The organism is Hafnia paralvei ATCC 29927 (assembly GCF_001655005.1).
Taxonomy (GTDB): Bacteria; Pseudomonadota; Gammaproteobacteria; order Enterobacterales; family Enterobacteriaceae; genus Hafnia; species Hafnia paralvei.
The window spans coordinates 104,776-130,206 of sequence record NZ_LXET01000054.1 but is presented as its reverse complement, the minus strand read 5'-3'; the positions used below and the strand labels follow the sequence as shown (position 1 = coordinate 130,206).

General features: G+C 49.5%; 23 protein-coding genes and 2 tRNA genes. 20 read left to right on the top strand and 5 right to left on the bottom strand.

The features are described 5' to 3' along the window. Positions 1 to 48 precede the first annotated feature (48 nt). The 3 genes from pmrB to dacB are packed head-to-tail and all read right to left on the bottom strand — an operon-like array spanning position 49 to position 3,260. Entirely contained in the window at positions 49 to 1,122 is a 1,074-nt protein-coding gene (gene pmrB / locus M988_RS17780; protein WP_039187871.1) for a two-component system sensor histidine kinase PmrB, read from the bottom strand. After that, on the bottom strand, positions 1,119 to 1,781 hold the full coding sequence (pmrA, locus tag M988_RS17775; protein ID WP_008814873.1) for a two-component system response regulator PmrA: 663 nt from the start codon (positions 1,779 to 1,781) through the stop codon (positions 1,119 to 1,121). The genes pmrB and pmrA overlap by 4 nt, the downstream gene beginning before the upstream one ends. Positions 1,782 to 1,826: 45 nt before the next feature. Beyond that, complete coding sequence (dacB, locus tag M988_RS17770; RefSeq protein ID WP_064575319.1) at positions 1,827 to 3,260, bottom strand: serine-type D-Ala-D-Ala carboxypeptidase; 1,434 nt, start codon at positions 3,258 to 3,260, stop codon at positions 1,827 to 1,829. A 278-nt stretch (positions 3,261 to 3,538) separates the two neighbouring features. Between dacB and greA the strand changes: the two genes are divergently transcribed. Beyond that, positions 3,539 to 4,015 (top strand): transcription elongation factor GreA, encoded by a 477-nt coding sequence (gene greA, locus M988_RS17765; protein WP_004093704.1) that lies wholly within the window; start codon positions 3,539 to 3,541, stop codon positions 4,013 to 4,015. A gap of 139 nt (positions 4,016 to 4,154) precedes the next feature. Here the strand turns inward: greA and yhbY are convergent, their stop codons facing one another. Then, positions 4,155 to 4,448: a ribosome assembly RNA-binding protein YhbY gene (gene yhbY / locus M988_RS17760; protein ID WP_004093705.1), complete on the bottom strand. Its 294-nt coding sequence runs from the start codon at positions 4,446 to 4,448 to the stop codon at positions 4,155 to 4,157. A 140-nt stretch (positions 4,449 to 4,588) separates the two neighbouring features. Between yhbY and rlmE the strand changes: the two genes are divergently transcribed. From rlmE to yedF, 19 genes are all read left to right on the top strand, one after another. Then, the gene (gene rlmE, locus M988_RS17755) at positions 4,589 to 5,215 is read left to right on the top strand and encodes a 23S rRNA (uridine(2552)-2'-O)-methyltransferase RlmE (RefSeq protein ID WP_008814875.1); all 627 of its coding nucleotides are present in this window, start codon (positions 4,589 to 4,591) and stop codon (positions 5,213 to 5,215) included. A gap of 56 nt (positions 5,216 to 5,271) precedes the next feature. Further along, positions 5,272 to 7,218 carry an ATP-dependent zinc metalloprotease FtsH gene (gene ftsH / locus M988_RS17750; RefSeq protein WP_008814876.1) on the top strand — a complete coding sequence of 649 codons (1,947 nt, stop codon included), beginning with the start codon at positions 5,272 to 5,274 and terminating at the stop codon, positions 7,216 to 7,218. A 110-nt stretch (positions 7,219 to 7,328) separates the two neighbouring features. Beyond that, positions 7,329 to 8,162, top strand: a complete 834-nt coding sequence (gene folP, locus M988_RS17745; RefSeq protein ID WP_008814877.1) for a dihydropteroate synthase — start codon at positions 7,329 to 7,331, stop codon at positions 8,160 to 8,162. Between the two features lie 7 nt (positions 8,163 to 8,169). Then, entirely contained in the window at positions 8,170 to 9,507 is a 1,338-nt protein-coding gene (glmM, locus tag M988_RS17740; RefSeq protein ID WP_004093709.1) for a phosphoglucosamine mutase, read from the top strand. A 221-nt stretch (positions 9,508 to 9,728) separates the two neighbouring features. Further along, complete coding sequence (gene secG, locus M988_RS17735) at positions 9,729 to 10,064, top strand: preprotein translocase subunit SecG (RefSeq protein WP_008814879.1); 336 nt, start codon at positions 9,729 to 9,731, stop codon at positions 10,062 to 10,064. Between the two features lie 127 nt (positions 10,065 to 10,191). Then, positions 10,192 to 10,278: transfer RNA gene (locus M988_RS17730), tRNA-Leu, on the top strand. 56 nt (positions 10,279 to 10,334) lie between these two features. Continuing rightward, positions 10,335 to 10,411: transfer RNA gene (locus M988_RS17725), tRNA-Met, on the top strand. A 215-nt stretch (positions 10,412 to 10,626) separates the two neighbouring features. Continuing rightward, positions 10,627 to 11,079, top strand: a complete 453-nt coding sequence (rimP, locus tag M988_RS17720) for a ribosome maturation factor RimP (RefSeq protein WP_071603080.1) — start codon at positions 10,627 to 10,629, stop codon at positions 11,077 to 11,079. A gap of 21 nt (positions 11,080 to 11,100) precedes the next feature. Then, entirely contained in the window at positions 11,101 to 12,588 is a 1,488-nt protein-coding gene (nusA, locus tag M988_RS17715; RefSeq protein ID WP_004093713.1) for a transcription termination factor NusA, read from the top strand. Between the two features lie 24 nt (positions 12,589 to 12,612). Further along, positions 12,613 to 15,315 carry a translation initiation factor IF-2 gene (gene infB, locus M988_RS17710; RefSeq protein WP_004093714.1) on the top strand — a complete coding sequence of 901 codons (2,703 nt, stop codon included), beginning with the start codon at positions 12,613 to 12,615 and terminating at the stop codon, positions 15,313 to 15,315. A gap of 72 nt (positions 15,316 to 15,387) precedes the next feature. Continuing rightward, complete coding sequence (rbfA, locus tag M988_RS17705) at positions 15,388 to 15,798, top strand: 30S ribosome-binding factor RbfA (protein WP_004093715.1); 411 nt, start codon at positions 15,388 to 15,390, stop codon at positions 15,796 to 15,798. After that, positions 15,798 to 16,748, top strand: a complete 951-nt coding sequence (gene truB / locus M988_RS17700; protein ID WP_039187876.1) for a tRNA pseudouridine(55) synthase TruB — start codon at positions 15,798 to 15,800, stop codon at positions 16,746 to 16,748. The genes rbfA and truB overlap by 1 nt, the downstream gene beginning before the upstream one ends. Before the next feature lie 128 nt (positions 16,749 to 16,876). Beyond that, positions 16,877 to 17,146 (top strand): 30S ribosomal protein S15, encoded by a 270-nt coding sequence (rpsO, locus tag M988_RS17695; protein WP_004093717.1) that lies wholly within the window; start codon positions 16,877 to 16,879, stop codon positions 17,144 to 17,146. A 335-nt stretch (positions 17,147 to 17,481) separates the two neighbouring features. Then, entirely contained in the window at positions 17,482 to 19,596 is a 2,115-nt protein-coding gene (gene pnp / locus M988_RS17690; protein ID WP_008814882.1) for a polyribonucleotide nucleotidyltransferase, read from the top strand. Between the two features lie 123 nt (positions 19,597 to 19,719). Then, a complete protein-coding gene (gene nlpI / locus M988_RS17685; protein WP_008814883.1) occupies positions 19,720 to 20,604 on the top strand; it encodes a lipoprotein NlpI in 885 nt (294 codons plus the stop codon). A 104-nt stretch (positions 20,605 to 20,708) separates the two neighbouring features. Then, positions 20,709 to 20,783 (top strand): protein YrbN, encoded by a 75-nt coding sequence (gene yrbN / locus M988_RS23390; protein ID WP_102961607.1) that lies wholly within the window; start codon positions 20,709 to 20,711, stop codon positions 20,781 to 20,783. After that, entirely contained in the window at positions 20,776 to 22,686 is a 1,911-nt protein-coding gene (locus M988_RS17680) for a DEAD/DEAH family ATP-dependent RNA helicase (RefSeq protein ID WP_008814884.1), read from the top strand. Before yrbN ends, M988_RS17680 begins: the two co-directional genes overlap by 8 nt. 214 nt (positions 22,687 to 22,900) lie before the next feature. Then, positions 22,901 to 24,112, top strand: a complete 1,212-nt coding sequence (gene yedE, locus M988_RS17675) for a selenium metabolism membrane protein YedE/FdhT (RefSeq protein ID WP_008814885.1) — start codon at positions 22,901 to 22,903, stop codon at positions 24,110 to 24,112. Then, positions 24,109 to 24,348 (top strand): sulfurtransferase-like selenium metabolism protein YedF, encoded by a 240-nt coding sequence (gene yedF / locus M988_RS17670; RefSeq protein ID WP_008814886.1) that lies wholly within the window; start codon positions 24,109 to 24,111, stop codon positions 24,346 to 24,348. The genes yedE and yedF overlap by 4 nt, the downstream gene beginning before the upstream one ends. A 30-nt stretch (positions 24,349 to 24,378) precedes the next feature. Here the strand turns inward: yedF and M988_RS17665 are convergent, their stop codons facing one another. Continuing rightward, positions 24,379 to 25,401, bottom strand: a complete 1,023-nt coding sequence (locus M988_RS17665; protein WP_064575170.1) for a luciferase-like monooxygenase — start codon at positions 25,399 to 25,401, stop codon at positions 24,379 to 24,381. Positions 25,402 to 25,431 lie beyond the last annotated feature (30 nt).

The following is a 25,431-nucleotide window of genomic DNA, read 5'->3' as shown; positions in this document are numbered from 1 at the left end:
GCTGCCGATGGCAGCCTTTTTAATGCATTTAGCTAAGTGTAAGTTCGGCTAAAACTTGGCTAAAACATTGTGCGGTAGCCAGCAACTGGCGATAAGACCTGAACCGGCTGCGCTATCGACGTTTTTCAGCGTAAGTTTTCCCTGATGTAGCTGAATAATTCTAATGATGATATTGAGCCCCAAGCCACTGCCTCCATATCGCTGATCCATACGGCGGAACGCCTGAGTCAGCTCGCCTGCTTTGGATTCATCAATACCAGGGCCTTGATCGATCACCCGTAATTCAACGCCTTTTTCATTACATAATGCGACGATGCGAATAGTCGAATTTTCTGGGCTATAGCGGTGAGCATTTTCAACAAGATTACGTAACATCAGACGAATGAGTACCGCATCGCCGAGCACCTCAGCCCTAGCCGGTATATCTATTTCAAGCCTCTGGTTCCGTAACTTCAGCATTTCGACCAGTTCCACCTCTAGTGGTGGAATGACATCTTTACTAATATCAATGGTTTGGTAGTGCCCGCTGGCGAAGTTTTGCCCTGCTCGAGACAGCATAAGCAATTGTTCAACCGTATGCATCAGTTGATCAATTCGCGTCACTAGCGCTCGAGCTTCGGCAACACCACTTTGCTCCAATAATTCTAGATGCAGCCGAATTCCCGCCAATGGCGTGCGTAGCTCGTGGGCCGCATCTGCAGTAAATAATCGCTCTTGTTGGATGGTATGGCTAAGCCGACTGAATAGCTGGTTCAGCGTGCCGGTAACGGCAGCAATTTCCAGCATATTGCTATCGAGTGTGATGGGCGTGAGATTGTCAGCAGAACGTTTATCCAGCCTCTGTTGCAGCTTGTTAAGCGGGCGGATAATCCAACTGATGGCGATAGCGGACAAAATAAGCGTAAAAGACATCATGACGAGGGAAGGAACCAGCAGTGATGCAATCGCTTCGCGGATCTCTTTTTCGACATGTGCGTCGCGCGCTCTCGCGCTCAGGGTTTCGTTCACTAGAAAGCTGATTTGCTCGCGGCTTTCGTGCCAGAGCCAAAGTGCGCTTGCCAACTGGGTGATTAGCAAAATAAGCGCCAGCATGATTAGCAAACTACGCCGCATGCTGATCATAGCTGGCTTTCCAAACGGTAGCCTACGCTACGTACCGTTTTAATCCGTTCTTTGCCTAGCTTTCGGCGCAGGTTATGAATATGCACTTCGAGCGTATTTGAACTTAAATCATCCTGCCAAGAATAGAGATCTTGCTGCAATATCTCGCGGTTTACCGTCTGACCTGCACGCATCATTAGACGAGAAAGCAATGCAAATTCTTTGGGGGTGAGTTCAATTTGGCTTCCGTCAAACAAAACCTGCTGGGTTGAAAGGTTGAGAATAATATTCTCAACCTGTAACAGATTATCGCTATGTCCTTGAAAACGGCGGATGAGTGCTCTGACACGCGCTTGCAGTTCGACTAATGCAAAAGGTTTAACCAGATAGTCATCTGCGCCAGCATCAAGCCCCTCAACGCGATCTTCTATAGCATCACGAGCGGTGAGCACTAACACCGGTACATCAACTCCGCTGCGTCGCCATTGGCGTAGCAGTGACGCGCCATCCAGATCGGGTAACCCTAAGTCTAGAATGATCAGGCTATATTGCCCAACCTGCTGCAAGCTTTTGGCCTGTGCAGCCGTAGATGCGCAATCACAGGCGTAGCTTTCGTTGCCAAGGGCTTTTGCAAGCCCTTGCTGGATCAGCTCATCATCTTCAACAATCAGTATCTTCATAGACTTTATTCTATACGTTCGGTATGGCCTGTTGAGTTAGAGAGATTAATTATTTTGGTATATGTCTCTATAAAGCCTGCTTTCGAAACGAACCAATGGAGCACGACGGATTTTTTGATCCTGTGGCGGAACCGCATATCCAGAAAGATATTGAACAAACGCCATTCGCTGCCCGCTGGCCGTAGTGATAAAACCAGCCAGATTATATACCCCCTGCAGGGAGCCGGTCTTCGCTGAGACTTTACCGTCCACGCCCGCTTCATGCAGACCGCCACGATACTGCAAGGTACCATCGTGGCCTGCTAATGGCAGCATTGAGATGATATTCAACTGCTGATCGTTTTGCGCAATGTACTGTAAAACCTGCATCATAGTTGCGGGCGAAATCAGGTTATGGCGGGATAAGCCTGAGCCATCAACAAGAATGGTATTGCCAAGATTAATACCCGCTTTCTGGCGCAAAATTTGGCGAACAGAATCAGCGCCAGCTCGCCATGTGCCAGGAACACCTAAACGTTCGTGGCCAATAGTGCGGAATATTGTATCGGCAATCATGTTGTCAGATTTTTTTAGCATTGTGCGCAACAGGCTGCTCAGCGGTGCTGACTGGGTCTGAGCGAGAATTGTTGCTGCGGTATTGGGTGTGGTCTGGCGGCGTAGGTTACCGTCGATTTGAATCTCGGCCTGACGCAGTTCGTCTTTGACAATAGCACCTGCATAACTCGCGCCGTCTTGAATAGCAAAGGCGAGCGGAAGAGGCTCAGAACGCTGAGTTAGGCAACCCGTGACGGTAAAGCGATTTAGCTCGCCGGGTACCACGTCAAGCTCACAATATTGAGCATCGGGCGAGCCTTTGGCCAGCGTGCGTACTTCGCTAAACATATGTACTGGATAGTAGGACGCGACACGAATAAACGCGTTATCACCGGCTTTAGGCGCGCTATACAGTGAGATAGAGAAACAGTTACGATCGACAATTGCTGCGGCCGGTGGGGCACTGAAACACTGAGTCATGTCATTCCATGGCCAGCCCGGCGCTTTATCGTGGCTAGCAAATACGGATGTGTCGATGAGAATGTCACCCGTAATTTCATTAATGCCCTGTTTTTTCAGTGCGGTAACCATGTTACGAATATGCTGGCGTCGCAGTGTTGGATCGCCGCCGAAGCGTACAATCAAATCACCCTTTAGTTTGCCATCACTGATTGAACCACGTGTTTCCATTGTGGTAGAAAAGCGGTAATCGGGACCGAGCTGAAGCAATGCAGCCAGTGCAGTGATGACTTTTTGCGTACTGGCAGGCAGCGCCATTTGCTGCCCATGAAAGTCAATGGCAGGCGTTGGCGAGCCTATTTTTTGAACCAAAAGGGCTAAGTTGGCGCCATCTGGTAAATATTGAGTGTAATCTTGGACGGGTGCAGCTTGAGTACTAAAAGCTAAGGCACAAGCCAATCCACTGATAATTCGTGAAAATTGCATAATCCCAGGATAACTGCAGAGTAACGTGACTGTCATACTACGGTGCATCTAGGGTTAAAGTAAACGATGATACTTACTGAACTCTACGTTAAAATACCCGTCAAAATGCAAAACCGATCTTAACTTGGGTTTTTTAGCCCGAGTTAGTATTTTTTTATTCAACGCCAAGGGTGAGGGACGCATTTTGCGAACCTGTGATCCGATCGCTTCCTGTCATCATGAGATGACGTCAGGATGAGGGCGACTTAAGCAGAATAGATTTCAAGGTGACTAATATTATGAATCAGATTCCGATGACGTTGCGTGGCGCAGAAAAACTGCGCGAAGAGTTGGAGTACTTGAAGGGTACTCGCCGTCCGCAAATTATTGCTGACATTGCCGATGCCCGTGAGCACGGTGACCTGAAAGAGAATGCTGAATATCACGCAGCTCGTGAACAGCAAGGTTTTTGTGAAGGTCGTATTCAGGAAATCGAAGCGAAACTTTCTAATGCAAACGTGATTGACGTTACCAAGATCCCAAATACTGGCCGCGTAATTTTTGGTTGCACCGTAAGCGTTGAAAACCTCGATACTGAAGATAAACAAACTTATTCTATCGTTGGTGATGATGAGGCAGATTTTAAACAAAATCGCATCTCAGTAAATTCGCCAATTGCGCGTGGCCTGATTGGTAAAGAGCAGGGCGATATCGTCGTAATTAAGACGCCAGGCGGCGAAGTTGAATTCGAAATTCTGAAAGTCGAATACATCTGATTTTTATGAAAATTGCTGAGAATTTGCACAACCAGCAATGACTTTTGTAAAGATAAGAAAAAGGCCGCATCGCGGCCTTTCTATTAGGGTGAGAAAGCATCTCAATTTGTGCTATATCTTTTCTTTATACGAAAAGGTATTAACGCGGTAAACTGATCTTGCGTTCTTGGCTTGGACGGTAAATGACTAATACGTTACCGATTAGCTGTACTTGACACGCACCAGTTTCTCGGACGATGGCGTCAGCAATCAAGGTCTTGGTATCGCGCTCTTCAGCGGCAATTTTCACCTTGATGAGTTCATGATGCGCTAGCGCCTGTTCAATTTCAGCGAGAACACCTTCGGTCAAACCGTTGTTGCCTAATTGCACAACAGGTTTAAGCGGATGGGCCAAGCTTTTTAGGTGCTGTTTTTGCTTGTTATTCAGATTCATCGTCTTTTTTGCTTAGGTTGGGATTGAAAACGGTACATTCTACCGCCATCTCCAGTGTATCACCAAATCGGTCTTACATTGTCATGGACACTCCGAAGCAGCTAGGTGGATGAAACTGTTGTTTAGAGAGTTAATATCAGATGGGTAAAAAACGTTCCGCCAGCTCAAACCGCTGGATGCACGAACACTTTAGTGACAAATATGTAATTCAGGCACAGAAAAAGGGACTTCGTTCTCGTGCTTGGTTTAAACTTGATGAAATACAAAGCACTGACAAGCTATTTAAACCGGGAATGACCGTCGTTGATCTCGGCGCTGCGCCAGGAGGGTGGTCACAGTATGTGGTCACGCAAATCGGAAACAGCGGGCGGGTGATTGCTTGCGATATTCTGCCTATGGATCCTATCGTTGGTGTCGATTTCCTTCAGGGCGATTTTCGTGATGAATTAGTTCTCAAAGCGCTGACCGATCGCGTGGGCGAGGACAAAGTGCAGGTTGTGATGTCAGATATGGCTCCCAACATGAGTGGTACGCCATCGGTAGATATCCCGCGTTCAATGTATCTGGTTGAATTAGCACTGGAAATGGCGAAGGATGTCTTAGCTCCTGGCGGCAGTTTTTTAGTGAAAGTGTTTCAGGGAGAGGGCTTTGACGAGTATCTTACGCAGATTCGCTCCCTGTTTACGAAGGTTAAGATTCGTAAGCCTGATGCGTCCCGAGCACGTTCGCGGGAAGTATACATCGTAGCGACAGGGCGGAAACTATAGTACCCTGATGCTTATTGTTAACACAGTTGTAATATGAGGTTAATCCCTTGAGTGACATGGCGAAAAACCTAATCCTCTGGCTGGTCATCGCAGTAGTGCTGATGTCCGTGTTCCAGAGCTTTGGGCCCAGCGAATCGAATAGCCGTAGGGTGGATTACTCTACGTTCCTAACTGAGGTTAATCAGGATCAGGTGCGTGAGGTCCGTATCAATGGACGTGAAATTAACGTTACCAAGAAAGACAGTGGTAAATACACAACCTATATTCCGGTTAACGATCCTAAACTGCTGGATTCTTTGTTAACTAAGAATGTGAAAGTTGTTGGTGAACCACCAGAAGAACCAAGTTTCTTGGCGACTATTTTTATCTCTTGGTTCCCAATGTTGTTGCTGATTGGGGTCTGGATCTTCTTTATGCGTCAGATGCAGGGCGGCGGTGGCAAAGGTGCTATGTCGTTCGGTAAGAGCAAGGCTCGTATGCTGACCGAAGATCAGATTAAAACCACTTTTGCCGACGTCGCTGGTTGTGACGAAGCAAAAGAAGAAGTTGCAGAATTAGTTGAATATCTGCGTGATCCAAGCCGTTTCCAGAAACTGGGCGGTAAGATCCCGAAAGGCATCCTGATGGTGGGGCCTCCAGGTACAGGTAAGACCTTGCTGGCTAAAGCTATTGCCGGTGAAGCTAAAGTGCCATTCTTTACTATTTCAGGTTCTGACTTTGTTGAAATGTTCGTCGGTGTGGGTGCATCCCGTGTCCGTGACATGTTTGAGCAGGCGAAGAAAGCCGCTCCATGTATCATCTTCATTGATGAAATTGACGCCGTAGGCCGTCAGCGTGGTGCAGGTTTAGGCGGTGGTCATGATGAACGTGAGCAGACGCTGAACCAGATGTTGGTTGAAATGGATGGCTTCGAAGGTAACGAAGGTATCATCGTTATCGCCGCGACTAACCGTCCTGACGTGCTGGATCCCGCGTTACTGCGCCCAGGCCGTTTTGACCGTCAGGTTGTGGTTGGGTTACCCGATGTCCGTGGCCGTGAACAGATTCTCAAGGTTCATATGCGTCGTGTGCCATTGGCAACTGACATTGATGCTTCCGTTATTGCTCGTGGTACACCTGGTTTCTCCGGTGCGGATCTGGCGAACTTGGTCAACGAAGCCGCTCTGTTTGCAGCTCGTACCAATAAACGTGTGGTATCTATGGTCGAGTTTGAAAAGGCCAAAGATAAGATCATGATGGGCGCAGAGCGTCGTTCAATGGTCATGACCGAAGAGCAGAAAGAATCTACTGCGTATCATGAAGCAGGCCATGCGATTATCGGTCGACTGGTTCCTGAGCATGATCCAGTACACAAAGTCACTATTATCCCACGTGGTCGTGCGTTGGGTGTGACCTTCTTCCTGCCACAGGGCGACGCAATTAGTTATAGCCGCCAGAAGCTGGAAAGTATGATTTCCGTTGCTTACGGTGGACGCTTGGCTGAAGAGCTGATTTACGGCGTTGAAAATGTTTCTACTGGTGCATCACAGGACATCAAACAGGCAACGACCATTGCCCGTAACATGGTGACCCAATGGGGCTTCTCAGAGAAACTGGGTCCATTGCTGTATGCGGAAGAAGAAGGCGAAGTGTTCTTGGGCCGTTCAGTCTCCAAGACTAAACACATGTCTGATGAAACCGCCCGCATCATCGATCAGGAAGTGAAAGCATTAATTGAACGTAACTACGCACGTACCCGTCAGTTACTGGAAGAAAATATGGATATCATGCATGCAATGAAAGATGCGTTGATGAAATATGAAACAATTGATGCTCCACAGGTTGATGACTTGATGGCTCGCCGTGAAGTTCGTCCGCCGGCTGGTTGGGAAGAGGATCAAAACAACCGTTCAGACAACAACGGTGGTGCTCCTCAGGCGCCAGTGAATAAGCCAGCAGAAGAGCAGTTGAATACGCCTTCTTCTGACGACAACATTACGACTGGCAACACTGGCGAAAAATAATTGCCGTGTACCGAGTACATAGTGTGCTGCTAGACAAACCCCGACTTGCTCGGGGTTTTTTTTTGCGTTCAAATACCGCATCAAAATAAAAAATAACATATGGAGACGGCATGCAGCTGAAGGCGCAAGGATTAACTCTGGATTTGACCTATCCGCAGGTAATGGGAATTCTTAACGTAACGCCGGACTCTTTTTCCGACGGGGGTAAACACAATGGTCGCGATGCCGCTCTGCGCCATGCTGAGGCCATGATTAGCGCTGGTGCAACGATTATTGACGTCGGCGGCGAGTCTACTCGGCCGGGGGCAGCGGAGGTGAGTACTGAAGAAGAGCTCGACCGCGTAGTGCCAACTGTTGAGCTGATTGCCCGTTATTTTGACGTTTGGATCTCAGTGGATACGTCCAAGGCTGAAGTGATTACCGCAAGTGCAAATGCTGGGGCTACGCTAATTAATGATATCCGCTCACTCAGCGAGCCTGGCGCGCTAGAGGCGGCGGCTCAGTCGGGTCTGCCGGTGTGCCTGATGCATATGCAGGGCGATCCCAAGACCATGCAGCATAAACCCGTTTATACCGATGTCGTGGCTGAAGTGGATAGCTATCTGGCCTCGCAGATTGAGCGATGCATGGCGGCCGGCATTGATAAAAGCCGCCTGTTGCTTGATCCTGGTTTTGGTTTTGGCAAGAATCTAGAGCATAATTACCAACTTCTGGCTCACCTTGCACATTTCCACCATTTTGGTTTACCGCTTCTCGTCGGCATGTCTCGTAAATCAATGGTTGGTCAGCTTCTGAAAGTCGGCCCGACACAGCGCGTAGCGGGAAGTCTGGCGTGTGCAGTGATTGCCGCAATGCAAGGGGCCCATATTATTCGGGTCCATGATGTTAAAGAGACGGTTGAGGCGATGCGTGTCGTCGAAGCTACACTTTCAGCTAAGGGATAAAAGATTTATGAGCGAGCGCAAATATTTTGGTACGGACGGGATTCGCGGAAAAGTGGGTGACTGCCCGATTACTCCTGATTTTGTGTTAAAGCTCGGCTGGGCTGCGGGTAAAGTTTTGGCTCGACACGGTTCGCGTAAAATTATTATTGGTAAAGATACGCGCATTTCCGGCTATATGCTGGAGTCAGCGCTAGAGGCTGGCCTCGCTGCTGCGGGTTTATCTGCGTCTTTTACCGGTCCAATGCCAACGCCTGCGGTGGCTTATTTGACGCGTACCTTCCGCGCCGAAGCCGGTATTGTTATCTCAGCGTCGCATAATCCTTATTATGATAATGGCATTAAATTTTTCTCCATTGATGGCACTAAGCTGCCAGACGAAGTTGAAGAAGCGATTGAAGCAGAAATGGAGAAACCGCTGACCTGCGTAGAATCTGCCGAGTTAGGTAAAGCTAACCGCATCGTTGATGCGGCGGGGCGCTATATCGAGTTCTGTAAGAGTACTTTCCCTACAGAGCTGAGTTTGAGTGGTCTGAAGATTGTTGTTGATTGTGCTAACGGCGCGACCTATCACATTGCGCCAAGCGTGCTGCGTGAACTGGGTGCAACGGTAATTGCCATCGGCTGTGAGCCTGATGGGATGAATATCAACAAAGAGTGTGGCGCCACGGATGTTCGCCAGCTTCAGGCTCGCGTACTGGCAGAAAAAGCGGATGTGGGCTTGGCCTTTGATGGTGATGGCGATCGTGTGATGATGGTTGACCATCTGGGTAACAAAGTAGACGGTGACCAGATTTTGTATCTGACCGCCCGAGAAAACCTGCGTCAGGGCAATCTGCGCGGTGGTGCTGTAGGCACGCTGATGAGCAATATGGGCTTGGAGCTGGCGCTTAAGCAGCTGGGAATCCCTTTTGCACGTGCAAAAGTGGGCGACCGTTACGTGCTGGAAATGATGGCGGCTAAAGGCTGGCGTTTAGGTGCTGAAAACTCAGGTCATGTGATTATTCTTGATAAAACAACGACTGGTGATGGCATCGTTGCTGGCCTACAGGTACTGGCCGCAATCGTACGCAATCACATGACATTGCACGATTTGTGTAGCGGTATGAAGTTGCTGCCTCAGGTGCTGGTGAATGTCCGTTTCTCAGGTAATCACGATCCTCTACAGGCGGAAAGCGTTAAAGCGGTGACCGCGCAGGTTGAAGCGCAGCTCAACGGTCGTGGTCGCGTGCTCTTGCGTAAATCAGGCACCGAGCCGTTGATTCGCGTCATGGTTGAAGGCGAAGATGACGCGCAGGTCACAGAAATGGCAAATCGCATTGCCGACGCAGTAAAAGCGGCTGGATAAGCGCGGTACAATAAAATCGCATCGGGTTATGCGATGAAAAACCAGTGAAACTTAATGTTTTGCTGGTTTTTTCTTCAATCGAACTACGCATCATAAATTGCTCTTGCACGGCTTGGCAGCATTGGGTAGTATTCACACCCGCTTCAGTAGACTTATTTTCGTCTGCTTTAATGGTTGAAGCTTTTGGCTGCGGAAACCCCGCAAGGAAAACAGGTACGACTATGTATGAAGCTCTTTTAGTAATTTTCCTGCTGGTGTCTATTGGCTTAGTTGCCATGGTTATGCTGCAGCAAGGTAAAGGTGCTGATATGGGCGCTTCATTCGGCGCTGGCGCATCTGCAACTTTGTTCGGTTCCAATGGCTCGGGTAACTTCATGACCCGTACGACAGCTGTCTTAGCGACACTGTTCTTTGTACTGAGTCTGGTTTTGGGTAACCTGAGCGGTCAGCAAGGCAAGAAAGGCAGTGAGTGGGAAAATCTGGGTACGCCAGTGAAAACTGAGCAGCCTGCTGCACCAGCAGCTCCGGCAGCCCCAAGTAGCGATATCCCACACTAATCGCACTCGCTTGAAGCCAGCAGTAACCAAGAAGTACAGAATTAAGCAGTAAAGTTTTTAAAATCGATATTTTAAGAACTGTTGTAAAAGGTGATAAGTTTTGAATACGGCTTATCACTTTCGAAATGCCGAGGTGGTGGAATTGGTAGACACGCTACCTTGAGGTGGTAGTGCCCAATAGGGCTTACGGGTTCAAGTCCCGTCCTCGGTACCAATCCTAGATAACTTGTTTTTTCAACGTTATTAGAGTAGTATTCGCCACGATTCGGACGCGGGGTGGAGCAGCCTGGTAGCTCGTCGGGCTCATAACCCGAAGGTCGTCGGTTCAAATCCGGCCCCCGCAACCACTTTCCTAAAGTATCTTTTTTCAAATATACTGTTTACGTTCAGCCAACGACTCAAACGGGTATTTTGAAAAAAATATTGTCAGAAAGCGGCACTGAATTCGTTCGGCAGTATATAGGGTCCAGTTGCATAAAGCCCCGATTTTTCGGGGTTTTTTGTTATCTGACAACAGAATCACTGGGCTATTTAGCCCTTTTTTTATGTCTTGGGGGTGGGCTTGTCCACATTAGAGCAAAAATTGACAGAGATGATTTCGGCGCCGGTTGAGGCATTAGGCTTCGAATTGGTAGGTATTGAGTTCATCCGCAGTCACCATTCAACGCTACGTATCTATATTGATAGTGACGAAGGGATCAATGTTGATGATTGTGCTGATGTCAGCCACCAGGTCAGTGCCGTTCTTGACGTCGAAGATCCAATTACGGTTGCATATAACCTGGAAGTTTCATCTCCTGGCCTTGATCGTCCAATGTTTACCGCCGATCACTACGTTCGTTTTATGGGCGAAGAGGTTTCACTGGTATTACGTATGGCGGTGCAGAATCGTCGCAAATGGCAGGGTATTATTAAAGCTGTCGAAGGCGAGATGATCACGGTTACGGTAGATGGAAAAGACGAAGTGTTCGCGCTGAGCAACATCCAGAAAGCGAACCTGGTACCCCACTTTTAAAGTTTGGATGAGGCCACTAGGATGAACAAAGAAATTCTGGCTGTTGTTGAGGCAGTTTCCAACGAAAAATCGCTTCCTCGCGAAAAAATTTTTGAAGCACTGGAAACTGCACTGGCGACTGCCACCAAGAAGAAATACGAACAAGAAATCGACGTTCGTGTTTGCATCGATCGCAAAACTGGCGATTTCGATACTTTCCGTCGCTGGGTTATCGTTGATGAAGTTACTCAACCAACCCGCGAGATTACTCTTGATGCCGCTCAGTTTGAAGATCCTGCTCTGCAACTAGGTGAATACGTTGAAGATCAGATTGAGTCTGTCACCTTTGACCGTATTACCACTCAGACTGCAAAACAGGTTATCGTACAGAAAGTACGCGAAGCCGAGCGCGCTATGGTGGTTGATGCATTCCGTCAGCACCAAGGCGAGATCGTCACTGGTGTCGTTAAGAAAGTAAGTCGCGACAACATCTCATTGGATCTGGGCAGCAATGCCGAAGCCGTTATTGGTCGTGAAGACATGCTTCCGCGTGAAAACTTCCGTCCAGGCGACCGCATCCGCGGTGTGCTGTATGACGTGCGTCCAGAGGCTCGTGGTGCTCAGCTGTTTGTGAGCCGTTCACGCCCAGAAATGCTGGTTGAGTTGTTCCGCATTGAAGTGCCGGAAATCGGCGAAGAAGTCATCGAGATTAAAGCCGCAGCCCGCGATCCGGGTTCACGTGCGAAAATTGCGGTGAAAACCAACGATAAACGTATTGACCCGGTAGGGGCGTGTGTGGGTATGCGCGGTGCGCGTGTTCAGGCCGTTTCTAGCGAACTGGGTGGCGAACGTATCGACATCGTATTGTGGGATGATAATCCAGCACAGTTCGTTATCAATGCTATGGCGCCAGCCGACGTGGCTTCCATTGTTGTGGATGAAGACAAACACACTATGGACATCGCGGTTGAAGCAAGCAATCTGGCTCAGGCAATTGGGCGTAATGGTCAAAACGTTCGTCTGGCGGCTCAATTGAGCGGCTGGGAATTGAACGTCATGACCGTTGATGATCTTCAGGCTAAACATCAGGCTGAAGCTCACGCAGCTATCGATACATTCACCAAATATCTCGATATTGATGAAGACTTCGCAACCTTACTGGTTGAAGAAGGCTTCTCTACTCTGGAAGAACTGGCCTACGTTCCTGAACAGGAATTGTTAGCCATTGACGGTCTGGATGAAGATACGGTAGACGCTTTGCGCGAGCGCGCAAAAAATGCGTTAACCACTCTGGCGTTAGCTCAGGAAGAAAGCCTGGGCGATCAGAAACCGGCTGAAGATCTGCTGGCTCTGGAAGGTCTGGACCGTGGTATCGCCTTTAAAATGGCCGCTCGTGGGGTTTGTACGCTGGAAGATCTTGCCGAGCAGGGCATCGACGATCTGGCGGATATTGAAGGCCTGAATAGTGAGAAGGCTGGCGAGCTGATTATGGCCGCGCGCAATATCTGCTGGTTTGGCGATAGTGAATAATGAACTGTAGCGGGAAGGAACAGCATGACAGAAGTAACCGTAAAATCACTGGCAGCAGAGATACAGACTTCCGTTGATCGCCTGGTACAGCAATTAGCTGATGCAGGGATCAAGAAGTCAGAAAATGATTCTGTGAGCCCACAGGAAAGAGAAACATTATTAGCTCATTTAAATCGTGAGCATGGCAGCGCATCAGGTAAACTGACGCTGCAGCGTAAAACACGCAGCACATTGAATGTTCCAAGCACTGGCGGAAAAAGCAAAGCCGTGCAAATCGAGGTCCGCAAAAAGCGCACTTATGTAAAAGGCGATGCGGCAGCTGAACAGGCTGAAGCAGAAGCACAGGCACAGCGTGAAGCGGAAGAGCAGGCTCGTCGTGAGACTGAAGAAAAAGCAAAACGTGAAGCAGAAGAAAAAGCGAAACGTATTGCTGAAGATCAGGCGAAACGTAACCTGGAAGAGCAAGCCAAACGTGAGGCCGCTGATAAAGCTAAGCGTGGCGCAGCGGAAAGTGAAAAAGTGACGAATCAAAATACCGACGAAAAAACCAAAGCTGCGCATGCTGAAAAAGCGCGCCGCGAAGCCGAAGCTGCTGCACTGAAACGCAAAGCCGAAGAAGAAGCTCTGCGTAAGCTTGAAGAAGACGCTAAGCGTGTTTCTGAAGAAGCTCGCAAAATGGCAGAAGCTAACGAAGGCAAAGCGCCTGAAGCTGAAACAACAGAAGATGCTTCTGACTACCACGTGACCACTTCTCATCATGCTCGCGAAGCAGAAGATGAAAATGACCGTCAGGTTGAAGCAGGCCGCGCTCGTGCACGTACCGCAACTAAAGCGACCAAGCAGAAGAAAGGCAATAAGCTGTCTGAATCTAAAGCCGATCGCGAAGAAGCACGTGCCCAGACCCGTGGTGGTAAAGGCAAACGTAAGCCAAGTACTCTGCAGCAAGGCTTTAACAAGCCTGCTCAAGCGGTAAACCGTGACGTCATCATCGGCGAAACCATTACCGTTGCTGAACTGGCTAACAAAATGGCTGTTAAAGGTTCCCAAGTCATCAAAGCAATGATGAAGATGGGCGCTATGGCTACCATTAATCAGGTCATCGATCAGGAAACTGCTCAGATGGTTGCTGAGGAAATGGGCCACAAAGTTATCCTGCGTCGTGAGAACGAGCTGGAAGAAGCCGTAATGAGTGACCGTGATACCGGTGCTGCTGCAGAGCCTCGTGCTCCAGTAGTGACCATCATGGGTCACGTTGACCACGGTAAAACTTCTCTGCTGGACTACATCCGCTCCACGAAAGTGGCATCGGGCGAAGCCGGTGGTATTACTCAGCATATCGGTGCGTACCACGTACAAACTGACAATGGCATGATCACCTTCCTGGATACCCCAGGTCACGCCGCATTTACTTCAATGCGTGCTCGTGGTGCTCAGGCAACGGATATCGTTGTTCTGGTTGTTGCGGCTGACGATGGCGTGATGCCACAGACTATCGAAGCAATCCAGCATGCTAAAGCGGCAAAAGTGCCGGTTGTTGTTGCTGTGAACAAAATCGATAAGCCTGAAGCGGACATGGATCGCGTTAAAAACGAACTGTCTCAGTATGGCGTTATGCCAGAAGAGTGGGGCGGCGAGTCTCAGTTCATCCCTGTGTCTGCTAAAGCAGGTACGGGTATTGATGATCTGTTGGACGCAATCCTGTTGCAGGCAGAAGTTCTGGAGTTAAAAGCGGTTCGCAGCGGTATGGCGAGCGGCGTAGTTATCGAATCCTTCTTGGATAAAGGCCGTGGTCCGGTTGCCACCGTTCTGGTTCAAGAAGGTACTCTGAACAAGGGCGATATCGTTCTGTGTGGCTTCGAATATGGCCGCGTACGTGCGATGCGTGACGAAATGGGCCGTGAAGTGACCTCAGCAGGTCCTTCTATTCCTGTGGAAATTCTGGGTCTGTCTAGCGTTCCGGCCGCCGGTGATGAAGCTACCGTTGTTCGTGATGAGAAGAAAGCTCGCGAAGTTGCTCTGTATCGTCAGGGTAAATTCCGTGAAGTTAAACTGGCTCGTCAGCAGAAATCTAAACTGGAAAACATGTTTGCTAACATGAGCGAAGGTGAAGTTTCTGAACTGAACATCGTACTGAAATCTGACGTACAGGGTTCTTGCGAGGCGATTTCTGATGCCTTGTTAGGCCTGTCTACCGATGAAGTGAAAGTGAAAATTGTTGGCTCCGGCGTGGGCGGCATCACTGAAACTGATGCGACCTTGGCCGCTGCATCTAACGCGATCATTCTTGGCTTTAACGTCCGTGCCGATGCTTCTGCTCGCCGCGTGATTGAAGCTGAAAGCTTGGATCTGCGTTACTACTCCGTCATCTATAATCTGATCGACGAAGTTAAGCAGGCAATGAGCGGTATGCTGGCTCCTGAATATCGTCAAGAAATCATCGGCCTGGCTGAAGTTCGTGACGTGTTCAAATCGCCTAAATTCGGTGCGATTGCCGGTTGTATGGTTACTGAAGGCGTGGTTAAACGTCATAACCCAATCCGTGTACTGCGTGATAACGTGGTTATCTATGAAGGTGAGCTGGAATCTCTGCGCCGCTTCAAAGATGACGTTAACGAAGTTCGTAACGGCATGGAATGTGGTATCGGTGTTAAGAACTACAACGACGTTCGCTCTGGCGATATGATCGAAGTATTCGAAATCATCGAAGTTAAGCGTACCATCGAGTAATTAAGTAAGCGCCTAGCTTATAATATCTTTGGGGGGCTTAATGCCCCCCGATTCGTCTTGGAGGACGCCATAATGGCAAAAGAATTCAGCCGTACTCAGCGTGTATCTCAAGAGATGCAGAAAGAGATTGCGATCATTTTGCAACGCGAAGTTAAAGACCCGCGCATTGGTATGGTGACGGTTTCTGGCGTTGAAGTTTCTCGCGATCTGGCTTATGCCAAAGTGTTTGTCACATTTTTGAATGACAGCGATCCGAACGCGGTTAGAGTTGGACTGAAAGCGCTGCATGAAGCTTCTGGTTTCATCCGTATGCTGATTGGCAAAGCAATGCGCCTGCGCGTTGTTCCTGAGCTGACTTTCTCGTACGACAACTCGTTGGTTGAAGGTATGCGTATGTCCAACCTCGTCACCAGCGTTGTGAAAAATGACGAAGAGCGTCGTGCTGCATCAGGTAACGCTTCAGGTAACACTGAGGAGGAATAATGTCACGACCTCGCCGTCGCGGCCGTGATATTAACGGCGTTCTGTTATTAGACAAGCACCAAGGTCTATCTTCAAATGACGTTTTGCAAAAAGTAAAACGCATCTATAACGCCAACAAGGCAGGACATACCGGTGCGCTAGATCCTTTAGCGACCGGTATGCTGCCTATTTGTTTGGGCGAATCGACTAAGTTTTCCCAATTCTTGCTGGATGCTGATAAACGGTATCGCGTTATTGCTCGTTTAGGGCAAAGAACGAACACCTCTGATGCCGATGGCGAAGTGGTTCAGGAACGTCCTGTTGAGTTTTCACAGGAACAACTGGATGCGGCGCTGGAGCAGTTCCGAGGAGATAGCCAGCAAGTACCATCGATGTATTCTGCACTGAAATATCAGGGTAAGCCCCTATACGAGTATGCACGTCAGGGCATTGAAGTCCCTCGTGAAGCTCGTGATATTACCGTCTATGAGTTGCAGTTTATCCGTTGGGAAAATGATGAGTTAGAGTTAGAGATTCATTGCTCTAAAGGCACCTATATCCGAACTATTATTGACGATTTGGGTGAGGTTTTAGGCTGTGGTGCGCACGTTATCTATTTACGTCGTGTGCAGGTTTCTAACTATCCGTCAGAGCGCATGGTGACTTTGGAGCAACTACAGCAAATGGTTGCCGCAGCCGAAGAGGCCGGCATTGAACCTAAGACGGTTCTTGACCCGCTGTTGTTGCCGATGGATACCGCGGCGTCTCATCTGCCGGAAATAAATCTTACCGATGTTGTTGCCGCTTATGTTCTACAAGGACAGCCGGTGCAGGTGCAAGGTTTGCCTGCTGAAGGTATGGTGCGCATCAACGTTGGCGAGAAACGTCGATTTATCGGCGTTGGCGAAGTGGATGACCAAGGACGCTTGGCACCACGTCGCTTAGTTGTAGAAGAGCGCGTTCCTGAGTAACGAGTCATCAGGTGCTTTGTTGCGATCTTTTTGCGCTCAGAGTAGAATAGCGCGGCTTATGTATTAGGCAGCTGAATTAGAGATCGGCGCCTGCTTTTTTAATCGTTTTATGAATTTGGAGTTCTATAATGTCTCTAAGTGTTGAAGCTAAAGCTCAAATCGTTGCTGACTTCGGTCGTGACGCTAACGACAGCGGTTCCACCGAAGTTCAGGTTGCTCTGTTAACTGCACAGATCAACCACCTGCAAGGTCACTTCGCTGAACACAAAAAAGATCACCACAGCCGTCGTGGTCTGCTGCGTATGGTTTCCCAGCGTCGTAAGCTGCTGGATTACCTGAAGCGTAAAGATGTAGCTCGCTACACCAGCCTGATTGAACGTCTGGGTCTGCGTCGCTAGTCCAAACGATTTTCAGAAGTAAAGGGGCCTAGATTGGCCCCTTTCTTCTAGGAAGCAATCACAAATAAGGTTAATGTACTGTCATTAACCAAATTACGGCTGCTAAAATCGTTGTGGTTAAAGAAAGAAGCGTTAAAAATAGAGTCGATTGGCTCTTGTTGATAACGTCTGCCGTTTGACGATCCTTTTTGCAGATGTTCGCGCGGCTAATGCAAGTCTCTGGAGTGCCAGTGATTTCCATTAGTCGCGAGAATGCAACGAAGTGATCGAAGGCAAATAATGAGGAGTAGCGCTGCGTATGGCGTTACTGAACTTACAAAGATAAGGAAAATACTTTGCTGAATCCTATCGTTCGCAAATTCCAGTACGGTCAGAATACCGTAACTCTGGAAACTGGCATGATGGCTCGCCAAGCCACTGCTGCTGTCATGGTTACCATGGACGACACCGCGGTATTCGTTACCGTTGTTGGCGCTAAAAAAGCTAAAGAAGGCCAGAGCTTCTTCCCTCTGACCGTTAACTATCAGGAGCGTACCTACGCTGCTGGTCGTTTCCCAGGTGGCTTCTTCCGCCGTGAAGGCCGTCCTGGTGAAGGCGAAACTCTGATTGCGCGTCTGATTGACCGCCCAATTCGCCCACTGTTCCCAGAAGGCTTCCTGAACGAAGTTCAGGTTGTCGCTACCGTTGTTTCCGTAAACCCGCAGGTTAGCCCAGACATCGTTGCGATGATCGGTGCTTCTGCTGCCCTGAGCCTGTCCGGTATTCCGTTCAATGGCCCAATCGGCGCAGCTCGCGTTGGTTACATCAACGACCAGTATGTGCTGAACCCAACGACCGATGAGCTGCAAGAAAGCAAGCTGGATCTGGTTGTTGCAGGTACCGAAGGCGCAGTGCTGATGGTTGAATCCGAAGCTCAGTTGCTGAGCGAAGACCAGATGCTGGGTGCCGTTGTATTCGGTCACGAACAGCAGCAGGTTGTTATTGAAAACATCAAGGCGCTGGCTGCAGAAGCGGGCAAACCTCGTTGGGAATGGACTGCACCTGCGGTTAACGAAGCCCTGCATGCTCGTGTTGCAGCACTGGCTGAAGCTCGTATCGGTGATGCATATCACATCACTGAAAAACAGGCTCGCTACGCTCAGATTGACCAGATTAAAGCTGACGTTATCGCTGCCCTGCAGGCTGAAGACGAATCTCTGAACGCGGGCGAAATCGCAGACGTTCTGGGTTCACTGGAGAAAAATGTCGTACGTAGCCGTGTGCTGCGTGGCGAGCCACGTATTGATGGCCGTGAAAAAGACATGATCCGTGGCCTTGATGTGCGTACCGGTGTCCTGCCGCGTACCCACGGTTCTGCACTGTTCACCCGTGGTGAAACTCAGGCTCTGGTGACCGCAACTCTGGGTACAGAACGTGATGCTCAGAACATTGATGGTTTAACTGGCGAGCAGACTGACCGCTTCCTGCTACACTATAACTTCCCTCCGTATTCCGTAGGGGAAACCGGCATGATGGGTTCACCTAAGCGTCGTGAAATTGGTCACGGTCGTTTGGCGAAGCGCGGCGTGTTGGCTGTAATGCCTAAGCAAGACGAATTCCCGTACACTGTTCGTGTGGTTTCTGAAATCACCGAATCTAACGGCTCTTCTTCAATGGCTTCCGTTTGTGGTGCTTCTTTAGCACTGATGGACGCAGGTGTTCCGATCAAAGCTGCCGTTGCCGGTATCGCGATGGGTCTGGTTAAAGAAGACGAAAACTTCGTCGTACTGTCTGACATTCTGGGTGACGAAGATCACCTGGGCGACATGGACTTCAAAGTTGCGGGTAGCCGCGAAGGTATCACTGCTCTGCAGATGGATATTAAGATTGAAGGCATCACCCGCGAAATTATGCAGGTGGCCCTGAATCAGGCTAAGGGTGCACGTTTGCACATTCTGGGTGTGATGGAACAGGCGATCAATGCGCCACGTGGTGATATCTCTGAATTCGCTCCACGTATCCATACCATCAAGATCAATCCTGAGAAGATCAAAGATGTTATCGGCAAGGGCGGTTCCGTTATTCGTGCACTGACTGACGAAACGGGTACTACCATTGAAATCGAAGATGACGGTACTGTTAAAATCGCAGCAACCGACAACGAAAAAGCGAAACATGCTATTCGTCGCATCGAAGAAATCACTGCTGAAATCGAAGTTGGCCGTATCTATCAGGGTAAAGTAACCCGTATCGTTGATTTCGGTGCATTCGTTGCTATCGGTGGCGGTAAAGAAGGTCTGGTGCATATTTCTCAGATCGCCGATAAGCGCGTTGAGAAAGTGACCGACTATCTGCAGATGGGTCAGGAAGTTCCTGTTAAGGTACTGGAAGTTGACCGTCAGGGTCGCGTCCGCTTGAGTATTAAAGAAGCAAGCGCGCCAGAACAGGCTGCTGCTCCAGCTGCTGAATAATAGCTTATTCAGTACTACGGCTTCCTGCATATGCGGGGAGCCGTTTATTACGCAAACACAGGATGTGTTTTGCTTATTGGATGATAGGAAATCAATCCGATGTTGGTCTTCGGGAGTTGGGAAATGAAGCCTATCTTGCGCTGGTGTTACGTTGCGACAGCAATTCTGCTGGCAGGATGCAGCAACCTTGATTGGCGTAAAGACGAAGTACTAGCAATTCCGTTACAGCCTTCGCTGCAACAGGAAGTCATGCTGGCACGCATGGAACAGATCCTCGCGAGTCGTGCATTGACAGATGATGAACGCGCACAGCTTTTATATGAGCGCGGAGTACTGTATGATAGTCTAGGACTGAGAGCTTTAGCGCGTAACGATTTTTCGCAAGCGCTGGCTATTCGTCCTGATATGCCAGAAGTTTTTAACTATCTGGGGATTTACTTAACGCAGGCTGGCAATTTTGATGCCGCCTATGAAGCGTTTGATTCTGTACTAGAGCTTGATCCAACTTACAACTACGCGCGTTTAAACCGAGGCATCGCACTGTATTACGGTGGTCGATACTCGTTAGCGCAGGATGATCTGCAGGCGTTTTATCAAGACGATCCCAATGATCCATTCCGTTCGTTATGGCTTTACCTTGTGGAACGTGAAATCGATCCAAAGAAAGCCACTGCCTCGCTGGAACAGCGATATAACAAGGCGAACAGGAATCAATGGGGATGGAATATTGTCGAATTCTACCTGGGCACCATCAATCAGAAAACATTGATGACACGCTTACAGGAAGATGCAACGGATAACACTTCGCTCGCTGAGCATCTCAGTGAAACTGACTTCTATTTAGGTAAACATTACCTGAGTCTGGGGGACAAGAGCAGTGCCTCTGCGCTGTTCAAACTGACGGTTGCCAACAACGTACATAACTTCGTTGAGCACCGCTATGCACTGTTGGAATTGGCGCTTTTGGGCCAAGAGCAAGACGACCTATCAGAATCGGACCAGCAATAGCTGACGAACAACTACGCCTATATTTTTAATTGCTTTATCACCTCTTTGAGGTGAGGGCTTTTTGTTCGTTATTTAATCTAATTTGAGCCGGTTCACACTTTTCAATGAAAATCATTGTCCATTTTCTAGACGAGTTATGTAGACTGGCCGCCATCAATGAGGCACGTGTACATGGCTGAGTTCGAAACTTCTTTTGCTGACCTAGGGTTAGCTGCACCAATTATCCAAGCCCTGACCGATCTGGGCTATGAAAAACCGTCTCCAATCCAGGCGGAATGTATTCCTCACCTTTTAAATGGCCGTGACGTTCTGGGTATGGCTCAGACCGGTTCCGGTAAGACTGCAGCGTTTTCTTTGCCGCTGCTGCACAATATTGACCCAAGCCTGAAAGCACCACAGGTGCTGGTTCTCGCTCCAACTCGTGAGCTGGCGGTTCAGGTTTCTGAAGCGATGGCTGACTTCGCTAAACACATGAACGGCGTAAACGTTGTTGCTCTGTACGGTGGCCAACGCTACGACGTACAGCTGCGTGCTTTGCGTCAGGGACCACAGATTGTTGTGGGTACTCCTGGTCGTCTGCTAGACCACCTGAAGCGTGGCACCCTGAACCTGTCTAACCTGAGTGGTTTGGTTCTGGACGAAGCTGACGAAATGTTGCGTATGGGCTTCATCGAAGACGTTGAAACCATCATGGCGCAGATCCCTGCACAGCATCAGACTGCGCTGTTCTCTGCAACTATGCCTGAAGCCATTCGTCGTATTACCCGTCGCTTCATGAAAGAGCCTCAGGAAGTACGCATTCAGTCTAGCATTACGACTCGCCCAGACATTAGCCAGAGCTACTGGACTGTGTTCGGGATGCGTAAAAACGAAGCGCTGGTTCGATTCCTTGAAGCTGAAGATTTTGATGCTGCAATCATCTTCGTACGTACCAAAAATGCGACTCTGGAAGTTGCTGAAGCATTGGAACGTAGTGGTTACAGCAGCGCCGCTCTGAACGGTGATATGAATCAGGCGCTGCGTGAGCAGACTCTAGAACGTTTGAAGGATGGTCGCTTAGATATCCTGATTGCAACTGATGTTGCTGCACGTGGTCTGGACGTGGACCGTATCAGTCTGGTTGTTAACTATGACATCCCGATGGACTCCGAGTCTTACGTTCACCGTATTGGCCGTACTGGTCGTGCTGGCCGCGCTGGTCGTGCGTTGCTGTTCGTTGAGAACCGTGAACGTCGCCTGTTGCGTAACATTGAACGCATCATGAAGCTGACCATTCCAGAAGTTGAAATCCCTAACGCAGAACTGCTGGGTCAACGTCGTCTGGCTAAGTTTGCCGCTAAAGTTCAGCAGCAACTGGAAAGCAGCGATCTGGATAAATACCGCGATCTGCTGACTAAACTGCAGCCGGAAGATGAACTGGATATGGAAACTCTGGCCGCAGCACTGCTGAAAATGGCACAGGGCGAACGTCCGCTGATCCTGCCACCCGATCCGGTTATGGAACGCCGTCCACGTCGTGAATTCCGCGACCGTGACGATCGCAATGAACGCGGTGGCGATCGCTTCGCTCGTCGTGGTGACCGTGAGCCACGTGAAGCCCGTGAAGGCGCCCCACGTCGTGAACGCCGTGATGCTGGCGATATGGAACTGTACCGTATCGAAGTGGGTCGTGATGATGGTGTTGAAGTTCGTCACATCGTTGGTGCTATCGCTAACGAAGGTGATATTAGCAGCCGTTACATCGGTAACATTAAGCTGTTTGCTTCTCACTCAACGATCGAGCTGCCAAAAGGTATGCCAGGTGATCTGCTGTCTCACTTCACCCGTACCCGTATCCTCAATAAGCCGCTGAATATGCAGCTGATGGGTGATGCTCCAGCACGTGAACCTCGTCGCGAACGTCCTGCAGGCGATCGCGGTGGCCGTAGTGCCGGTGGCGAGCGTCGCAGCTTCGGTGGACGTGATGGCGCACCTCGTCGTGACGACCGTCGCGGTAACAGCGATCGTAGCGCAGCACCGCGCGGCCCACGCCGTGATGATGCAGCACAGCCGCCACGTCGTCGTACTACTAACGACGCGTAATAACGCTGTTCTGAACTCAATGACTAAGCCAACCTCAGGGTTGGCTTTTTTTATGCCTATTATCCCCCGTGGTGGCTTATTGCATGGTTCTTCATTGCTCAGCTTGTTTCTTGCCTTTGAAATACGTTTTATCGGCGTATGATGCTTGGCGATTGAGGTTCACAACCTCAAGACAGTTCCCCGGTCGGGGGCTGTAATCACAAGGGGATAATTCATGTCTTGGCAAAACTTCAAACAACAATATCTAATAAAATTCTGGGCTCCGCTCCCTGCGGTTATCGCTGCGGGGATTTTATCAACTTACTATTTTGGTATTACTGGCACCTTTTGGGCGGTAACCGGCGAATTCACCCGCTGGGGTGGGCATGTATTACAGCTATTTGGTGCACATCCAGAACAGTGGGGCTATTTTAAAGTCATCGGCCTTGAAGGCTCGCCTCTGGAGCGCATTGACGGCATGATGATCATCGGTATGTTCGGTGGTTGCTTCGCCGCCGCGTTATGGGCCAACAACGTTAAACTTCGTATGCCGCAGCACCGCATCCGAATTCTGCAGGCGATTCTAGGCGGCATGATTGCAGGCTTTGGCGCACGTTTGGCTATGGGGTGTAACCTCGCGGCCTTCTTCACTGGCATTCCACAGTTTTCGCTGCATGCATGGTTTTTCGCGCTAGCGACTGCGGTCGGCTCTTATTTTGGCGCGCGCTTTACGCTGCTACCGATGTTTCGCATTCCGGTCAAACTGCAAAAGGTCAGCGCAGCCTCTCCACTGACTCAGAAGCCTGACCAAGCTAAACGACGCTTCCGCTTAGGGATGATTATCTTCTTTGCGGTAGTTGCATGGGGCGGATTAACCGCGATGAATGCGCCTAAGCTCGGTCTCGCCATGTTATTTGGGGTTGGTTTTGGGTTGCTGATTGAGCGAGCCCAGATTTGCTTTACTTCGGCATTCCGTGACCTGTGGATCACCGGCCGAACTCATATGGCGAAAGCGATTATTATCGGGATGGCGGTGAGTGCTATCGGTATCTTCAGTTATGTACAAATGGGACTCGCGCCAAAAATTATGTGGGCTGGCCCCAATGCAATAATCGGCGGTGTGCTGTTTGGTTTTGGTATTGTGTTAGCCGGTGGTTGTGAAACGGGCTGGATGTATCGTGCCGTCGAAGGACAGGTGCATTTCTGGTGGGTTGGGCTTGGCAATATTGTGGGAGCGACCATTCTTGCGTACTACTGGGACGATCTGGCTCCGTCGCTAGCGACCTCCTACGATAAAATCAACCTGCTGCAAACCTTTGGTCCACTGGGTGGTTTGCTTGTGACTTACCTCATGTTGCTGGCCGCATTTTTGCTGGTCGTTGCATGGGAAAAACGTTTCTTCCGTACAAAAAATCAGGTAAATAACGCCGTTAAGGAGATTGCATGAAACCTACAGATATCGTTCCAGATTATCGTTTGGATATGGTAGGGGAGCCTTGTCCTTATCCTGCGGTGGCAACGCTTGAAGCGATGCCAAACCTTAAAGTGGGTGAAATTCTCGAAGTGGTTAGCGATTGCCCACAGTCGATCAACAACATCCCGTTGGATGCCAAAAATCACGGTTATACCGTACTTGATATCCAACAGGATGGACCGACCATTCGCTATCTCATTCAGCGCTAATTTCCTTTCAGCTAAGGTGCGCAATGCACCTTAGCTGATACGTTCGGCTGCGTTGAGCTGCTGTTTGATTTCAGCAACAATTTCGAAGGAGCGTAAACGAGCCTGATGATCGAAAATTTGCCCGTTAACCATCACTTCATCCGCCTGTGTTTCTCTTAGCAGAGCTTCCAATCCGCTTTTCACCTGCAGTGGATCGCCGACTACTGACATCCTAAGCGCCTGCTCCACGCCGTATTGTTCACCCGCGCTCCAATAGGCTGAGATATCTGTTACCGGCGCGGGGAGCGGCCCTGGTTCTCCTCGACGCAAATTAATGAACTGCTGCTGCATCGAGGTAAACAGGAAGCGTGCATCGCGCTCGTTGTCTGCTGCAACCACGTTGATACAGACAATAGCGTACGGTTGCGCTAATGCCTTCGATGGCTGAAATTGGCTGCGGTACATGGCCAGCGCTTGATGAAGCATATCCGGAGCAAAATGTGAGGCGAAAGCAAAAGGCAGTCCGAGTTTTGCGGCGAGTTGTGCACTATAGAGGCTAGAACCTAGAAGCCAGATAGGAATATGTAAACCCTGTCCCGGAACTGCCTGCACATGCTGTCCTGCGGCCACTTCACCGAGGTAACGCTGTAGCTCAGCGACATCTTGCGGAAAATCATCAATTTCGCCATGCAGGCTACGGCGTAACGCCATCATGGTGCGCTGGTCTGAGCCTGGAGCTCGGCCTAACCCTAAATCTATGCGGCCGGGATAAAGTGATTCCAGCGTGCCAAATTGTTCTGCGATAACTAAGGGAGCATGATTAGGCAGCATGACACCACCAGACCCAACGCGAATAGTTTGAGTTCCTCCTGCGATATAGCCGATCAGCACCGAAGTGGCGGCGCTGGCAATACCTGTCATGTTGTGATGTTCAGCCAGCCAATAACGATGGTATCCCCAATCTTCAGCGTGTTGGGCCAGACTTAATGAGCGATGAAAAGCATCACGAGCCGTTGCTCCTGTGGGAATAGGGGAGAGATCGAGAACTGAAAAAGGTACGTTTTTGGCAGCCATCACATGATTCCTATAAATAGACCAATCGGT

Bases quoted from the DNA above. Each gene is read 5' to 3' on its own strand.
- secG (WP_008814879.1), top strand. From the start codon at position 9,729: ATGTATGAAGCTCTTTTAGTAATTTTCCTGCTGGTGTCTATTGGCTTA.
- yedF (WP_008814886.1), top strand. From the start codon at position 24,109: ATGAAACCTACAGATATCGTTCCAGATTATCGTTTGGATATGGTAGGG.
- rlmE (WP_008814875.1), top strand. From the start codon at position 4,589: ATGGGTAAAAAACGTTCCGCCAGCTCAAACCGCTGGATGCACGAACAC.
- nusA (WP_004093713.1), top strand. From the start codon at position 11,101: ATGAACAAAGAAATTCTGGCTGTTGTTGAGGCAGTTTCCAACGAAAAA.
- rpsO (WP_004093717.1), top strand. From the start codon at position 16,877: ATGTCTCTAAGTGTTGAAGCTAAAGCTCAAATCGTTGCTGACTTCGGT.
- yedE (WP_008814885.1), top strand. From the start codon at position 22,901: ATGTCTTGGCAAAACTTCAAACAACAATATCTAATAAAATTCTGGGCT.
- yhbY (WP_004093705.1), bottom strand. From the start codon at position 4,448: ATGAATCTGAATAACAAGCAAAAACAGCACCTAAAAAGCTTGGCCCAT.
- glmM (WP_004093709.1), top strand. From the start codon at position 8,170: ATGAGCGAGCGCAAATATTTTGGTACGGACGGGATTCGCGGAAAAGTG.
- truB (WP_039187876.1), top strand. From the start codon at position 15,798: ATGTCACGACCTCGCCGTCGCGGCCGTGATATTAACGGCGTTCTGTTA.
- dacB (WP_064575319.1), bottom strand. From the start codon at position 3,260: ATGCAATTTTCACGAATTATCAGTGGATTGGCTTGTGCCTTAGCTTTT.
- pmrB (WP_039187871.1), bottom strand. From the start codon at position 1,122: ATGATCAGCATGCGGCGTAGTTTGCTAATCATGCTGGCGCTTATTTTG.
- ftsH (WP_008814876.1), top strand. From the start codon at position 5,272: ATGGCGAAAAACCTAATCCTCTGGCTGGTCATCGCAGTAGTGCTGATG.
- infB (WP_004093714.1), top strand. From the start codon at position 12,613: ATGACAGAAGTAACCGTAAAATCACTGGCAGCAGAGATACAGACTTCC.
- M988_RS17665 (WP_064575170.1), bottom strand. From the start codon at position 25,401: ATGGCTGCCAAAAACGTACCTTTTTCAGTTCTCGATCTCTCCCCTATT.
- folP (WP_008814877.1), top strand. From the start codon at position 7,329: ATGCAGCTGAAGGCGCAAGGATTAACTCTGGATTTGACCTATCCGCAG.
- pmrA (WP_008814873.1), bottom strand. From the start codon at position 1,781: ATGAAGATACTGATTGTTGAAGATGATGAGCTGATCCAGCAAGGGCTT.
- rbfA (WP_004093715.1), top strand. From the start codon at position 15,388: ATGGCAAAAGAATTCAGCCGTACTCAGCGTGTATCTCAAGAGATGCAG.
- M988_RS17680 (WP_008814884.1), top strand. From the start codon at position 20,776: ATGGCTGAGTTCGAAACTTCTTTTGCTGACCTAGGGTTAGCTGCACCA.
- nlpI (WP_008814883.1), top strand. From the start codon at position 19,720: ATGAAGCCTATCTTGCGCTGGTGTTACGTTGCGACAGCAATTCTGCTG.
- greA (WP_004093704.1), top strand. From the start codon at position 3,539: ATGAATCAGATTCCGATGACGTTGCGTGGCGCAGAAAAACTGCGCGAA.